Here is a 14,283-nt window from a genome sequence, read left to right on the forward strand (position 1 = left end):
AGTCGCTGGATGCGGGGCGGGAGAGGTGATGAACCTGAGGGAGGGGTGTGCATTTTCAAAAGGGATGTGCAGGACTTGTTAACATTTGTAAAGTGGAAAATTCGCTGACATAGGCCTCAATCTAGGGTACAATGAAGTTAATTTTCGAAGGTATAGGAGAATTTATTATGGTTATGACAACAATAGATCATTTGAAGCCGATCACAGCTTCAATTCTTCAACAAAAAGAAGAGTTAGCCGAATCCAATCCTCTTGAAAGTAATGAAAAAAATCAGCTGTTGAATGAGCTGGTCCCGTGGCGTCTTCGTCTGATTGAGGTTTATGCTCAATCGATCATTCAGGTTGAAGAGGATTCGATTCAAGCGCTCGAGAAATGGGGGCAGGAAGTATCGGGCAAGCTGGCTTCTTTGATGCTTCCGTTAGATATTGCTTTAGAAGAAATCAGTTTTTACAGGGAGAGTATAGGAGAACTGATTAAGGAAGAGTGTAAGAAGCAGGAGTTCTCCCTGGACGAATTTTATATGATCATAACCAAATTCAGTAATGTAGTCGATTACGCCGTGAAATTAGTCAGTCAATCGTACATGGAGGATTTCAAGGATACTATTCTAAATGCTCAGTTTGCTGTAGACGAGCTTTCTGTGCCGCTCGTACGTGTAACGGAAGGGATCGGCATCATTCCTATTGTAGGCGAGATTGATACAAAACGCGCTCAAGTCCTCATGGATAACAGCTTGAGTAAAGGAAATGAATTTGAACTGAATACGATTATTATCGAGTTATCAGGCGTTAGTATTATTGATACAATGGTAGCTCATCAAATCTTTAAAGTGATTGAGGCTTTGAAGCTGACTGGCATCCATGCGATTTTAAGTGGAATCCGCCCGGACATCGTGCAGTCTATGGTCAGTCTTGGGATCGACATGAAGCACATCGAAACCTTCAGCAGCCTCCATCAATCCATTAATAAAATCTCGCCTCATTTAGGAGAGTAGCTGGAGCGCTTTGTCATTATAATGAAGAAACCCGTTCGCCAGGATGAAAAAACGCTGAAGCTCTTATGTATTAAAGAGTTCAGCGTTTTTAATGAAGAGCATTTGAGATCAGCCTGGGTCTGGAGTTATCGGATCTATTTAGACTTGTGTATAAGCTTATTTAAAAGCTTGTCTAATTCCTGCGAAATCCTTAAGATTTCCTTGTATTCCTTATTATCACAGTAAGCGTTATACATTTTCTCTCGAAGCTTCTCAATTTGCTGTTCTAATGTTTCTTCTTCCTTCAATCCTGCACCACCTTAACGTATGTAGGCGTTTACAATAGCATAACTTAAATCGGAGGGATAAACCAGAATATTGTTGAAAGTTAGGTATATACGTCTAATTTTAAAATATATTCATCACAGCATCGTGAGAATTTTTAATAAGTAAGACGATATTATGGGTGATATGTATCTGTCAGGCTTAATGTAAAAAAACTACGATTACTTCTACAGTAACCGTAGTATTATCCTTTACTCAATTTGTTTAGAGGGGTATGAATATTGAATGGAGTAATGATGGTAGCGATCGATAGACTCCGCTGAGAGAAGCTCTTCATAAACGAAGTCAGGCACACCTGAATACTCATACAGGCTATTCTTAAATCGAATCACTAGTTTGCATGTCTCGGGATTATAAGCCACGGCTTTTAAATGAGACGATTTCACAGGAATCATATTCATGACTAGGCACCTCCTATTCCTAAACGTGGAAAATTACACTTCACTTCTGACAATATGCAGGAGATTTGGAGGTTAGAACATCGTATTTGGTTTGCCGTGCTCAAGAATGCCTGGGTCATAAAATTACTGTAATTTTCTCCTTTTAAATGAATACCATTTTATTTGAAAGGAGTGAGTGGGAAATGAATGAAGAGAACTATGGAGATTCAATGGAAGCCACCAGGAATTTGCAGGATCAATGTAAAAAATACAAGTATTATCATGTAACTCTTGCTATGAAAGATGGCCGTACGCTGGATGGGATTATAGAGGAAGTGGATGCGGATCGAGTCCGCGTATTAGTTGGTGAAGATGTGATGGAGCAGGAAGGTGAGGAAGAAGGAGACAGCCGTCAATTTTATGATGGATATGGACGGCCGAGAAGAAGGTTTCGACGGTTTCGGCGCCGAGCTTTTCCGTTTGCCTCTTTAGCGGGTCTGGCGCTGTTACCTTATGCGGCTCCCTACCCGTATCCTTACTATCCTTATTACCCTCAGCCATATTATCCGTATCCCTATTATTAAAGGTGACTTTGATGCCGATGAAAAAGGAGCTCCATCTCATGGCAGCTCCTTATTTATATGATTACAGACAAATGGACTCCAAACGGAAGTTCCTCTTACTCGTTAAGTAATTGCATAAACCATTTTTTTAAGTCCACTATCCTCATAGATTCAGGAAGCGAATCTGTTCCGGTTACGATCATGGGGATCAGTGAATCTTGTTCATGCAGGGATCCGTGAGAGGCGCCGCCTTTATGCGTGGGACTTCCTTCTACGGCGAACTCAAATCCGGGGTTTGCATCTACAATTATAAAACGACCTTTATGGGAATAAAGCGATCCCGTTAATCGTGCGAAAGCATCCGGGTACTTTCCAAACTCAATATGTTTGTCTTCAACGGTCACATCTAAGACTTCAGGCACCCCATGCCAATCCCAGGCTTGACCATACTTATCCTTGTATTTTCCCCCTCTACGAAAAGTTAAGCTCTCTTCTCTTTCGCTGCAGACTGCTTTAATGTCTTCACCATCACGCCAGGCGGCAAACCCAATTCGTTCATCCGTCTTAAGCTGATCAGCTACGGAGCTTAACTGGATATTCTTATCCAGCACGTAGACATATGCCATGCGTTCATTCAGCGCAAGAACAATTTGAGCATCAGTTTCCACATATGTGGACAATTTAGGTATTTTATAAGTGCTCAATAGAGAAGGCAAGTGTATTAGGTTGTCCTTCTGTTTTCCTATTGGCGCCTGCCCGCTGTCTCCCATTATTACCCACGTGTTATTTTGTAAGGCTTCATCCCATGATTGGTACGCATTTAGAACTTTTTGCAGCTCAAGATCGAATTTCTTTATTCCTGCTGTAGTCATCGGTCCTTTTTTGTGAACCTTTTTGTCATTGCTTGGTAAATAAGCAATTGTAAACTTGGGCAGAGTATTGTTTTTTATTAAATAGAGGAGTTCAGCCACACTAAATTTATCGTTAAACCCGGAAAACTGCCAAACATGCTTGTAGCGGTTGTATGGGTTCATCCTGGCTAATGCTCCGTAAGAAAAAAATGAAGTTCCTTTTGTTTTTATCACAGGCGGCAGGAAATTAAAGAGAGTGATGTATTTAGGACTCCTAAGCTGCTTTGTTTCGCTCCCCCTGTAAACGAGTGCATTGATGGAGGCAGATTTGTGGTTCATTTGCGACAGATCTTCGTGGATGGTTGAGACCTTTGAGCTGATGTGCTTGTTATTTAAATCATATATTGCACTCTCTAATACGTTCCTGACTCCCAGCATCATAATCTCTTTGCGTGCGCTTCCGTAGCTGATCAGGTGGTGATTTTTTTCATCATACCAGACCAGCCCGGGAATGCTGTGCTCATCCGGGTAGGTACCTGTTAATAAAGTAGTATCGATCGTCATGGACATCGTTGGATACGCACTGACCACCTCAGGAAAATAATGGCCCTTATCCATGAAAAATTTTAATGCGGGTACATGATCTTCTTTTACTGCCTTTCGTAATGGTTGATCCATCAAAGAGTCGACAACCATTACGATCACCTGGCCAGAGTTCGGATGTGAAGAGGGTGGGGAAGTACTGCGCTTATGTCTTATATACCAATAAACAGAAAATAAAACGATCGCAAGTAAAATCAACAGAAAAAATTCCATGAAATCTCTGACTCCTTTAACTGCTTTAAAGTAAAACAGCCAGGTCAAGAACCCTGGCAGAATGAATTTTTTGGCGAGACGAGCCAACACGATTATTTTTTCCTGTTTATTTGTAATTATACGAAGGACGGTTGCTTATTCATATTCTTTTATCGCTGCCTGGATGGCTTTTACATATGCTTTGAACTCTTCTGTTTCATTGGACGAGTCGGTGCGGGAGGAGTAGGTGATGTCACCGTTTTTAAAAAAAGCTTCTCTCTGCGCTCTCGTAATCTCGAGTTGCACACCTTGCTCATTCTTCGTTCGGTTGACATAGTTGTCGGGATGGTCACCGTCAATGTGTTCAGGAGGATCTGCGACGGTAAACCCATTATCCTCTAAGTGCCGCCTCACCATGTCCCTCAACTCTACGTTCAACCCGCCGATCATCGTCTCCGGCTCCTTGCCGTCCGCCCCGTGAAAGGCAATGTGATGATCGGCGCGGGCGACCATCTCGAGGGCCTGCGGCTCATCGAAATGAGTGGACGTAATATGTAAGTTGCTGAAATTATCGGAGCTCAACCTTCCTTTGAATGCGTAAAAAGGATAAGAGAACCCAGCCACATTTCATAATCCTTTCCTTCTTCATATTCTTCTTTCAATTCTTCATAAGAGCAGAAGCGGTCTCCCGAGCAGTCATCTTCTGTCGAGTTGATATGATCACTGCTTCAATCATTTTGAAACCATATGGCCGCCACAATTAAAGCCATTACCATTATTATTAGTTTCATTATGACAACCCCTTTCTGAGGAAAAGCTGGGACGCCTCATAAGCGGTCCACGTGAATTCTTCCTTCTTTTAAAAACTGTTCCCTGGCTTTATCCCGTTTCTTTTTCTTGAATGCGCGGCAGGACTGACAATTTAAATAATCCTGCCCTCTCCCTATGAAATGATGAACCGTTTTCTTCTTTTTACATATCGCGCACACTCGTTCTCGGTGATCTAAATGATTTTTTCTCAAAAATATCCCTTCTTTAATAAAGACATTTTAAAACACTGAATTTGTTCATTATAATAGACAATATTCCAATACTGCAGCTATTCGTATTATTGAAAATTCTTAGTAAAAAAAGTTTGATGGATTGAGCGTAGGATTGTGTATGTGGAATGGGAGGAAAAGCCGTATTTACAAGCCAAAGGTCTCAAACCTTCCTCAGCATATCGATAGTCTACATTACTTTTACTGAAAACACTCTTGATAAGTGCAAAGGAAGGGTTTTCAAATGGTTCAAATTGGTTTATTTAGAGGAACTTTTAAGGATAACAATAGTTTATGGACATAGTAAGCTGTTAGAGAAAATGAAATTTATCGTGCCTTTGTAATCATTTTAATAACTAGAAGGGGAAGGGTTCTACCAGATTTAAGACAGTGGCCGCTTATAAGTACAAGCTGAAATTTCAAAAGAAAAAGCCCAATACTTTTGAGTAAAGTATTGGACTGCTGTATAAAAATCACCGTATTACGAATGAACTATGAGCAGGATGATGGAAACTTTTCACATCTTCAAGTTACTATTGTAATTACAAATAAAGGAAAAAACTTCGGGGAAAGTGGTTATTTCTTAGGTTTTTTCTCGTTTTGCATAGTACGTTCCAACTCATTTAAAAGCTTATCCAACGATTGGGAAATAGCAAAAAGTTGCGGGTCATTCGGGTTATTTTCATACACTTTATACATTTTCTTTCTTACTAACTCTACTTTTTCTTTTAAATCATTGATATCTGACAGCGTTATACTCCCTCTCCACTAAAGTGCTTCTGTGTAATACAAGTGGAGAAGTGCATTGTTTAAAACACTATTGCCAAGTAGACTAAACTATAGTTATCCTCTGGTAAGTTGTCTACATCCTCAGACGCTGCAAATCCAGTTTTAACCTCAATCAGCCCGGCAACCTTAATATTCAACAGAGACTTTTCTTTATATCTTTAATAAGGTTAAATGCTGAATAGCTTTATCTGACAGGGAACTTTAAATTTACAAGAAGATAGATCAATTTAGTTTCAGCCCCACTCTTTTTCGCATATACTATTCCCATTATGGTAGTACCCTACAGGCATATCAGCTAATCCTAATTGTAATCGTTACCGACTTTTTAGAAGATAAAAAAACTTATCTTTTACAGAGAAGGATTCTTCGTGTCTAATTACTATGATCTTTGAATGAGTACTAGAATTTTTAAGTTTTTGGAGTACATATTCTTTCTCATATAACTAAGAGAGAGGCATCTTTTCTTAGCTGCTTTATATTTCATTAAACATTGCCTTTAATTGTTTGCCGGACTAATAATACAGTAAAACACTATAAAACTTCCAAATAGCCTTGTGCAAAAAAGAGGAAAGCCTCTCCTGACTCGGAGAGGCTTTTTCTGCTTGTCAGTCAGAACTTGGGTGGATCACTCATGATTCAAATGATGGGATTTTCAATCGTCCTTTAGTAAAGATGAAGTTACGAGTGGTTTATATTCTTTAGTAGGGGAACAATACTTTTTGATCACCACACTTCATCCTGATGGTCCATGTTAAGTCGCTATCTTTTTGGTTAGGGCGTTATCTAACTGAGTTAAGTCGCTATCTTTTTAGTTAGGGCGCTATCTAACAGCGTTAAGACGTTATCATATTTGGTTTGGCTGCGGGCTGCATTTTACTAGGTATACTGGTCTTTCAAATCAGCACTTTAAATGAATGTTAGCAGGACTTGTTTTAATTGATGGACACTCCGGCTTGCTGCCCCTGTCAGCGTAACAGCGAGTGGGAGACCACCGGTAACTTCTACAGAGAACACCATTAACAATCAAATACTTTGAAACTAAGTTCGAACATAAACGTAATAGGGATAAGGAAGAAATGGAGTAAAAGACGAGGAGGGCTGGTATGTTAAGAATTTTTAAAAGTATTGTACTTTTAACTTTATTAGTTCTAAGCGCTCTAGGCTGCAATCAAAATTCTGACTTAAGTGGAACTTTTGAAGAAGAAGATATATCCGAAGACTTAGAAGAATTGTCTTTTAAGCCTCAGCTTCCCACATCTTTACCTTTCGAGCCCGAAAGTGTACAAAGTGAAGCTATTATTATGAGTGAGGAAAGACTTTCGATCAATATGGTTAAGGGGAAAGATGAAACTGAAGGATTAAATATATCAATAATGCACGCATCTTTAGGCAGCCCCGAAAGAGGTAGTGAAGAGGTAAACCTGGATAACGAAATAACCGGTTATTATAAAAAATCTCAAAATAGTTCATCACTTACCTGGGAAGAAGAGAATACAACTTACATGATCCAGCACACTACTGATGGAGAAGATAAGCTTCTAGGAGCAGATGCACTTACCAGCATTGCAAAAGGCTTTGAGTGAAAAATTCAGAATGATGGTAAATGCTTCGAAAAAGGGGGCAGTAATCTAAATATGAGTACGCCTCTTTTTGCTGAATGTTGGCAGGTTTCTGGAGTAATTATCCGGAAGTTATTCTACATAGTGAATACTTCAAAATATCTTGCTTGGGAGGTCTATAAATGAAGGTCAAACGAATTGTTGCCAATATTGAGACGCAGGACATTTCCAAAGCAGAACACTTCTACGGGGAAATACTGGGACTCGATCAATTGATGGATCTTGGATTTATTACAACTTACGGTTCCAATGAGAAAATGGCCACTCAAATCAGTTTCTTATCAGAAGGCGGATCCGGCACGCCAGTACCTGATTTGTCAATTGAGGTTGATGATCTCGACGATGTGCTCACTCGTATAAAAAATGGCGGCGTTCCAATTGAGTATGGACCGGCTAATGAACCTTGGGGGGTTCGGCGTTTTTACGTTAGGGATCCGTTCGGGAAACTCATCAATATTTTAACTCATTTATAAAGGAAAGGAGCAGCTCAGAAACAACGGTTTGTTCCTTTTTCTCTACGTAGATGAAAGGCTTCAACTAACGAAGCAGTAAGAGTCTTTAATTTAAAGTCACGAAACGTGAACAATAAATTAGTTATCAAAGAGGTGTATATCAGAATGGCTGCCTTGTCCATGATTACAAAAAATGATGCCGCTTTTTATAGAAATATGATAGGACTTGGTATAAAAAATCCCCAAAAATCTAAGCGCTCTCCGTTTTATAATTTACTTAAGGATTGTAACTCTGAGGAATATATGAGGTTTATTAAAGTGTACAAGACTATGCAATATGTTCTTTCAGAAAGGGAAAAGCTTGTACTAAATAAGATATATGGAGTTGATTCAGAAATAGAGGTAATGATTAACATAGCAAAAGAAATTAATGTAACCCGAGAGCGTGTAAGACAGATTCGATACCGGGCAAACGTAAAGATCTTAAGGGAATTAAATAGAAGATTTGAAACATGTTAGTTATTTAGAACAAGAAAAACATCAATTCCAAAGGATAAAAACACGAAACTATGATGACTCTAATAATCCCTCTAATACAAGCTTAAGCAGCCGAAGAAGAATGACCACTTTTGTAAACAAAAATTATTTATTGAAGCATAGTAAAAATCCATTTTCTTTTTGAAAATGGATTCTTTTATTTACGTGAGATTTCTTTTGTAAGGTTATTTTAAGTAGTTTCATTTAAAAGCCGGCTGACTTCCTATCCAGCTTATTGACCAATATGGTCATTGGTGCTATTATTAAAATGACCAGATTGGTCAAACCATCACCGGAAGGAGATTACAGTCATTAATTCCAATTTCCATAAATTAAAAGGTGAAAAAAAAGAACTGATTATTAACGCAGCCATAAAAGAATTTGTTCAAAGTGGATTTGATAAAGCATCAACTAACGAAATTGTAAAAGAGGCTCAAATATCTAAAGGTTCATTATTTAATTATTTTAATAGCAAGAAGGATCTTTACGTATATTTAATTGATTACAGTGTACAAATTATCGACCAGCTTTATGAACAAATTGATCTAAATGAAACGGATCTATTTAAGAGACTCGAAAATATTGGCATACAGAAATTGTATATTCATAAAAAATTTCCTCATGTATTTGATTTTCTGACGACTTCGATCCAGGAGGAATCACCTGAAGTAAAAGATATTATTAAAGACAAAGTTGATGCCATCTATGATCGGGGGAGAAAGCTCATCTATCAAGATATTGATTACTCCAAGTTCCGTGACGAGATTGATGTCGATAAGGCGATAGAAATTCTCAATTGGACGATGTTTGGGTTTGGAGATAAAGCCATCCAGCAAATCAATACCTTTGAAAATATGATTGAGTTTGGAGAACAATATCTTAAAGATTGGCAGAGTTATGCTGAAATCCTGAAGTTGAGCTTTTATAAATAATGGTGTATGGACACTTAGGTGTTGGAGGAGTTATATTTCTCCAGAATTTTAAATGTGAAAAGCACTTTAGAAAGATATCAGAAGTTAAAAAGGAGTGTTCGTGTTATGCCGGAAATTGTGAATATCCAGGGACTGCAAAAAACGTTCGGTAAGTTTCAGGCGTTACGTGACGTGACATTCACGGTAAATGCTGGAGAAGTTGTCGGTTTTATTGGTCCCAATGGGGCGGGAAAATCTACTGCGATCCGCATCTTACTGGGAATTATTAAACGAGATGCCGGTATGGCGGAAATATTCGGCAAGGACGTTTGGAAAGACAGTCTTGAAATTCATAAACGCATTTCATATGTTCCAGGAGATGTCACCCTGTGGGGGAACCTGAGCGGCGGTGAGATTATTGATTTGTTCCTGAAACTGCATGGCAGGGGAGATCAGCAGAAACGCGACTATTTAATCAAACGTTTTGAGCTGGATCCTAAGAAAAAAGCCAAGGGGTATTCAAAAGGGAATCGTCAAAAGGTTGGTTTAATTGCAGCCTTAGCTGCTGATTCTGATTTATATATTTTCGATGAACCAACCTCCGGGCTTGATCCTTTGATGGAGGCCATTTTCCAGGAAGAGGTTGAAAAAATCAAAGAAGCAGGCAAATCCATCCTGTTATCTTCTCATATCTTAAGTGAAGTAGAGCGCCTGGCCGACAGGGTTGTCATCATTCGCCAGGGTGAAATTGTGGAAACCGGCAGCCTTGATGAATTACGCCATTTGACTCGTTCGACCGTAACTTTAGCCACAGAAGGTGATGTAGCCGAAATGGCCGCAGTCAATGGAGTTTTTGATTTCGAACAAAAAGATCATCAAGCGACATTCTCTGCGGATCATAAACACCTGGATGATATATTAAGAGAAGCGAGTAAACTAGGGGTTAAGAAATTTGAATCTGTGCCGCCGACTCTTGAAGATTTGTTCATGCGTCATTATGAAGGCTGACAGTCTGAAAGGGGGATGAACGACGATGAAGGAAAAATTTGCGGGGTGGAATATCCTGTTCCTCCTCTACCTTAAACGGGATTGGAAAAAAATGATGATTTGGATTGTAGGACTCGGCTTATTCTCAGCTGCCTATGTCCCGGCTTTTGAAGAAATCGCAAAAGGCCAGGGCTTGAGTGGAATGTACGAAACATTACAGAACCCTGCGATGATCGCCATGGTAGGTCCGACGCCGGTTGAAACAGGGGCTGAGTATACGTTAGGAGCCATGTACTCACATGAAATGTTACTGTTCTGCGGTCTATTTGCCATGGTCATCGCTGTTTTGCACGTGGTCAGTCATACACGCAAAGAGGAGAACCTTGGACTGACAGAGATCATACGCTCCTTTCAAATCGGACGTCAGGCGAATTCTCTTGCCACGATGATGGAAGTTGTTTTTATTAATGTATTATTAGCACTGTTGATTAGCGGCGTAATGATAAGTTTCGGGGTTGATACGATTTCAGTGGAAGGTGCCTTTTTATTCGGGGCTTCTATCGGAATGGCCGGGATGCTCGGTGCCGGGATTGCTCTCGTTATGGCTCAAATTATGCCTGCTTCTTCGGGGGCCACAGGATCAGCCCTTGGAATAATAGGACTTCTATACATTATTCGAGCAGGGACAGATATATCAAATGTGGATCTGTCGATGATCAACCCTTTAAGGTGGACTTATTTAACCTATCCCTTTACGGAAAATAACTGGATGCCCTTTATTTTCGCTCTGATTTTCAGTTTGGTCATGGTGGTCCTCGCTTTTGCCCTTGAAGGCGCGCGCGATATGGGAGCCGGCTATCTTCCTGAAAGAGAAGGACGAGAAAGGGCAAGGAAATCATTATTGTCGGTCCGCGGTTTATTTATCAAGATTAACAAAGGTGTGATGATTAGCTGGTTGGTTGCTTTTGTCATGATAGGAGCCGCCTATGGTTCCATTTATGGAGATATGCAGACCTTTCTTGAGAGTAATGAAATCGTGCAGCAGATGTTTGCGAACTCAGAAGCCTCGATTGAAGAATCATTCACGGGGACGATTATGGTCGTTATGATTGGCTTGGTTTCCATTCTACCCATTGTCCTTGTCAATAAACTTTTTGCTGAAGAAAATCGATCACACTTAAGTCAGCTTTATGCCACTAGAGTAACACGCAGCCAATTCTACTGGACTAGTATCGGATTAGCCACGTTTGCAGGCGTCACAGGAATTTTATTAGCTGCAGGCACTCTTGGAGGTACAGCCATCACAGCGATGGGAGATCAATCAGCGATGGGGATCCTTGATTTTCTGGCTGCAGGCTTTAACTTTTTACCAGCCGTATTATTCTTCACTGGTTTAGCAGCTTTAGCTCTCGGCTGGGCACCTAAACTAAGTAAGGCGGTTTATGTGTATCTTGCCTATTCATTCTTGCTAAACTACTTTGGAGGTATAGCAGACTTACCCGAATGGTTGTTAAATACAGCGATCCAGAGCTGGATCCCACGAATACCTTTAGAGGATTTTGATCTGTTAATTTTTGTAACGATAACTGTGATCAGCATCGCTATGATAGTCATTGGCCACCTTGGTTATAATCGAAGGGATTTGGTTGAAGGGGCTTAATCTTGGCCGGGAAATCTTGGAGATTTATTTATATTCTTAAGACTAAACACTGTTATTTCCAAATAAGGGAGCGATTATCTACTAATAGATAGTCGCTTTTCTTTATTAGCAGATTAGAGGAAGATAATTTTGCAATAACCAGGAATTCACAAAACCCAAATTACCAGCACAAATAGTAGAATAAAAAAAAGAATTCCTGTTTTATATTTTTTCTCCTTGTACATCATTGCAGAGGTTAGGATACTGACTACAATCAACCCAAGAATAAGTAAGATGTAATTAATAGTGCTGTGGTGAGAAGTGTTAATATTAATGATGAAAATGATCATCATTAAGGGCAATATAATATAGGAAGCTGACTTGTCCAATTTACTATACATTCCAACCCCTCCAAAAATTATTGATATAAATTAACATTTTCCATATGTTGCTTATTGCAAAAGTAACACTTCTGTGGGATTTGTAAAGTACATCATAGACGTATCCCTTCCCTCAACTACAGTTGATTACATAAAAAAAGTTGAATCATAAGTGTATCTTGACTTAAGTTTTCCATAAACGGGAATAAATCTGTAACCAGGTGCTCTGCCTCGAAAATTTAACCTTCTTTATAACCCTATTAATTTATGAATCATGGTGAACTTGATATAATTAGAAAATGATGGAATGAGAAGGGTGGATGGTTTATAAAAAAGGCTTTTGAAGAGCAAGATAAGCGTTTGTTTTGCAGGGTGTTTACATACATATCAGGGCATTTGGAACATAAAGATATAAAAAGAATAAACAGCATTTTTATAATTTCGATCGTATTTCTAGAGAGTTGAATGAGGGGAAGATTGGGAAGGCTGCATCGCAACAGTAGATGAAAATGAAGTTGTCGTGCAATCAGAGGAGGTATGATTGACCAAGAAGAGTGAATGTATAGGGGGGAACGGTGTGAGCTTGTTAGATATACTACTAGGAGTCGGTCTGGTTTTCTTTATATTATTTATTATAGCTGTTTTTTCAGCTTTACGAAAATAAGATCAGAAATATAGAATAATAAATAGGAAGTATAATACATAGATTAACAACTTCGATTTTTTTCTTAAGAAAAAGGGCTGTAATGGTATATTCCTTTTGTTATTAATGATTAGAGTCTATTTCTGTGAAGTAAAATAACCGACATGTTACTTGGGAATAATGGAGGGTGATATCAATGGTATATTTAGGTCAAAAGCCGCTTATCGTGGGAGAGAAAATTATTCTAAGACCTTTTAAATCAGAGGACTTTCCTTATATTGAGGAATGTTTAAACGATTCCGAAGTCGTTCGACTTACAGGAAGCACCCCGGGTTTTGACAGGGATGCCGTTTACGATTGGTACAATACAAGAAATGACCAAACGGATCGCTTAGACCTGGCTGTTGTGGATCCATCTCAAGACATCTTAGTGGGAGAAGTTGTCCTCAATTTGTATGACGAGAAAAGGAACAGTATGAATTTTAGAATACTTATTGGCCCAAGAGGGAGAAATCGTGGGTTAGGAACGGAAGCAACCCAGCTTATTATTGATTATGTTTTTAATAATACTGCACTCCATCAATTAACTTTGAGTGTTTATGACTTCAACCCAAGAGCTAAGAATGTATATAAAAAGGTTGGATTTGTTGTAGAAAGTATAGATGAAAATGAATTAGAGTTCGAGGGAGAATGGATCGACTCCATAAATATGAAATTGACAAGGGAAGATTGGCAGAAGAATGAGACATTACAATAGAAAATCGAAGAGAATTAATTCAAAAAGGAATTATTAACTCAAATATAAGCCTTCCAACTTGGAGGGTTTTTTTCGTGTAATAAATCGTTCTCTTTAACTAATGCTGAAGATTAGAATTTAAGCTAGTACCGATATGAACGTATTTGAAAAATTAACTTTTACTGGACACACTACTGTGTATTACTATATACTAGTAATAAGTAACACTATATACTGGTAATGAGTATTACTTAATACCAGTAACACGAAACACCATAGATAAAGAGGAAAAATAAAACAAAATTCAATCGGAGGTAAACATGGGAAATTTCAGAGAAATGATGAAAGGGGTGCTTGAGGGGTGTGTGCTTGAGATCATCAGCCGTGGCGAAACTTATGGTTATGAAATCACGCAGAAGCTGCGGGAACTTGGCTTTAATGATGTGGTTGAAGGCACAGTTTATACGATTACCATGAGGCTTGAGAAAAACAATCTGGTGAATATCGAGAAAAAGCCATCCACTATCGGGCCGCCCAGGAAATTTTACACACTCAACGCCGCAGGTGAAGAGCATCTTAAAATCTTTTGGCAGAAATGGGAAGTTGTCTCAAGTAAACTGAACAAATTAAAAGAAAATTAAA

At 39.0% G+C, this 14,283-nt stretch carries 16 protein-coding genes and 1 pseudogene; 11 read left to right on the forward strand and 6 right to left on the reverse strand.

Translation table 11 applies throughout. The annotated features are described in order from the left end of the window. Positions 1 to 167: 167 nt before the first annotated feature. Positions 168 to 995 (forward strand): STAS domain-containing protein, encoded by an 828-nt coding sequence (locus tag LF822_RS12385; RefSeq protein WP_253924383.1) that lies wholly within the window; start codon positions 168 to 170, stop codon positions 993 to 995. Positions 996 to 1,129: 134 nt separating this feature from the next. Here LF822_RS12385 and LF822_RS12390 read toward each other — a convergent pair whose 3' ends face one another. Together LF822_RS12390 and LF822_RS12395 are read right to left on the reverse strand one after the other, a co-directional pair. Beyond that, positions 1,130 to 1,282, reverse strand: a complete 153-nt coding sequence (locus tag LF822_RS12390) for an aspartyl-phosphate phosphatase Spo0E family protein (RefSeq protein ID WP_253924384.1) — start codon at positions 1,280 to 1,282, stop codon at positions 1,130 to 1,132. A gap of 228 nt (positions 1,283 to 1,510) precedes the next feature. Then, entirely contained in the window at positions 1,511 to 1,720 is a 210-nt protein-coding gene (locus LF822_RS12395) for a KTSC domain-containing protein (protein ID WP_253924385.1), read from the reverse strand. Positions 1,721 to 1,902: 182 nt separating this feature from the next. On the opposite strand from LF822_RS12395, the gene LF822_RS12400 reads away from it, so the two are divergent. Then, positions 1,903 to 2,283 carry a hypothetical protein gene (locus tag LF822_RS12400; protein ID WP_253924386.1) on the forward strand — a complete coding sequence of 127 codons (381 nt, stop codon included), beginning with the start codon at positions 1,903 to 1,905 and terminating at the stop codon, positions 2,281 to 2,283. 95 nt (positions 2,284 to 2,378) lie between these two features. Here the strand turns inward: LF822_RS12400 and LF822_RS12405 are convergent, their stop codons facing one another. The 4 genes from LF822_RS12405 to LF822_RS12420 all read right to left on the reverse strand — a co-directional run bounded on the left by LF822_RS12405 (position 2,379) and on the right by LF822_RS12420 (position 5,704). Further along, a complete protein-coding gene (locus tag LF822_RS12405) occupies positions 2,379 to 3,929 on the reverse strand; it encodes an alkaline phosphatase family protein (RefSeq protein ID WP_253924387.1) in 1,551 nt (516 codons plus the stop codon). Positions 3,930 to 4,064: 135 nt separating this feature from the next. Beyond that, positions 4,065 to 4,532 carry a poly-gamma-glutamate hydrolase family protein gene (locus LF822_RS12410; protein WP_253924388.1) on the reverse strand — a complete coding sequence of 156 codons (468 nt, stop codon included), beginning with the start codon at positions 4,530 to 4,532 and terminating at the stop codon, positions 4,065 to 4,067. 203 nt (positions 4,533 to 4,735) lie between these two features. Continuing rightward, positions 4,736 to 4,930, reverse strand: coding sequence for a hypothetical protein (locus LF822_RS12415; protein ID WP_253924389.1), 195 nt, complete (start codon positions 4,928 to 4,930; stop codon positions 4,736 to 4,738). 594 nt (positions 4,931 to 5,524) lie between these two features. Further along, on the reverse strand, positions 5,525 to 5,704 hold the full coding sequence (locus LF822_RS12420; protein ID WP_371925920.1) for a Spo0E family sporulation regulatory protein-aspartic acid phosphatase: 180 nt from the start codon (positions 5,702 to 5,704) through the stop codon (positions 5,525 to 5,527). 1,136 nt (positions 5,705 to 6,840) lie between these two features. Between LF822_RS12420 and LF822_RS12425 the strand changes: the two genes are divergently transcribed. The 9 genes and pseudogenes from LF822_RS12425 (at position 6,841) to LF822_RS12465 (ending at position 14,282) form a co-directional block, all read left to right on the forward strand. Continuing rightward, entirely contained in the window at positions 6,841 to 7,320 is a 480-nt protein-coding gene (locus LF822_RS12425; RefSeq protein ID WP_253924391.1) for a hypothetical protein, read from the forward strand. 158 nt (positions 7,321 to 7,478) lie between these two features. Continuing rightward, entirely contained in the window at positions 7,479 to 7,829 is a 351-nt protein-coding gene (locus LF822_RS12430) for a VOC family protein (protein ID WP_253924392.1), read from the forward strand. Between the two features lie 144 nt (positions 7,830 to 7,973). Further along, positions 7,974 to 8,327: a sigma factor-like helix-turn-helix DNA-binding protein gene (locus tag LF822_RS12435; protein WP_253924393.1), complete on the forward strand. Its 354-nt coding sequence runs from the start codon at positions 7,974 to 7,976 to the stop codon at positions 8,325 to 8,327. 377 nt (positions 8,328 to 8,704) lie between these two features. Continuing rightward, positions 8,705 to 8,824 (forward strand): annotated as a pseudogene (locus LF822_RS22835) (TetR/AcrR family transcriptional regulator); the annotation flags it as partial. Between the two features lie 117 nt (positions 8,825 to 8,941). Continuing rightward, positions 8,942 to 9,277, forward strand: a complete 336-nt coding sequence (locus tag LF822_RS12445) for a hypothetical protein (RefSeq protein WP_253924394.1) — start codon at positions 8,942 to 8,944, stop codon at positions 9,275 to 9,277. Positions 9,278 to 9,382: 105 nt separating this feature from the next. Next, the gene (locus tag LF822_RS12450) at positions 9,383 to 10,264 is read left to right on the forward strand and encodes an ABC transporter ATP-binding protein (protein ID WP_253924395.1); all 882 of its coding nucleotides are present in this window, start codon (positions 9,383 to 9,385) and stop codon (positions 10,262 to 10,264) included. Positions 10,265 to 10,289: 25 nt separating this feature from the next. After that, on the forward strand, positions 10,290 to 11,903 hold the full coding sequence (locus LF822_RS12455) for an ABC transporter permease (RefSeq protein ID WP_253924396.1): 1,614 nt from the start codon (positions 10,290 to 10,292) through the stop codon (positions 11,901 to 11,903). 1,198 nt (positions 11,904 to 13,101) lie between these two features. Next, positions 13,102 to 13,662: a GNAT family N-acetyltransferase gene (locus tag LF822_RS12460; RefSeq protein ID WP_253924397.1), complete on the forward strand. Its 561-nt coding sequence runs from the start codon at positions 13,102 to 13,104 to the stop codon at positions 13,660 to 13,662. Between the two features lie 299 nt (positions 13,663 to 13,961). Beyond that, positions 13,962 to 14,282, forward strand: a complete 321-nt coding sequence (locus tag LF822_RS12465) for a PadR family transcriptional regulator (protein ID WP_253924398.1) — start codon at positions 13,962 to 13,964, stop codon at positions 14,280 to 14,282. Position 14,283: the final 1 nt, after the last annotated feature.

The organism is Halobacillus sp. A5 (assembly GCF_024189315.1).
Classification (GTDB): domain Bacteria; phylum Bacillota; class Bacilli; order Bacillales; family Halobacillaceae; genus Halobacillus_A.

Coding starts and splice junctions, on each gene's coding strand:
- LF822_RS12450 (WP_253924395.1), top strand. CDS start 9,383: ATGCCGGAAATTGTGAATATCCAGGGACTGCAAAAAACGTTCGGTAAG.
- LF822_RS12465 (WP_253924398.1), top strand. CDS start 13,962: ATGGGAAATTTCAGAGAAATGATGAAAGGGGTGCTTGAGGGGTGTGTG.
- LF822_RS12455 (WP_253924396.1), top strand. CDS start 10,290: ATGAAGGAAAAATTTGCGGGGTGGAATATCCTGTTCCTCCTCTACCTT.
- LF822_RS12395 (WP_253924385.1), bottom strand. CDS start 1,720: ATGAATATGATTCCTGTGAAATCGTCTCATTTAAAAGCCGTGGCTTAT.
- LF822_RS12400 (WP_253924386.1), top strand. CDS start 1,903: ATGAATGAAGAGAACTATGGAGATTCAATGGAAGCCACCAGGAATTTG.
- LF822_RS12430 (WP_253924392.1), top strand. CDS start 7,479: ATGAAGGTCAAACGAATTGTTGCCAATATTGAGACGCAGGACATTTCC.
- LF822_RS12460 (WP_253924397.1), top strand. CDS start 13,102: ATGGTATATTTAGGTCAAAAGCCGCTTATCGTGGGAGAGAAAATTATT.
- LF822_RS12435 (WP_253924393.1), top strand. CDS start 7,974: ATGGCTGCCTTGTCCATGATTACAAAAAATGATGCCGCTTTTTATAGA.
- LF822_RS12405 (WP_253924387.1), bottom strand. CDS start 3,929: ATGGAATTTTTTCTGTTGATTTTACTTGCGATCGTTTTATTTTCTGTT.
- LF822_RS12425 (WP_253924391.1), top strand. CDS start 6,841: ATGTTAAGAATTTTTAAAAGTATTGTACTTTTAACTTTATTAGTTCTA.
- LF822_RS12385 (WP_253924383.1), top strand. CDS start 168: ATGGTTATGACAACAATAGATCATTTGAAGCCGATCACAGCTTCAATT.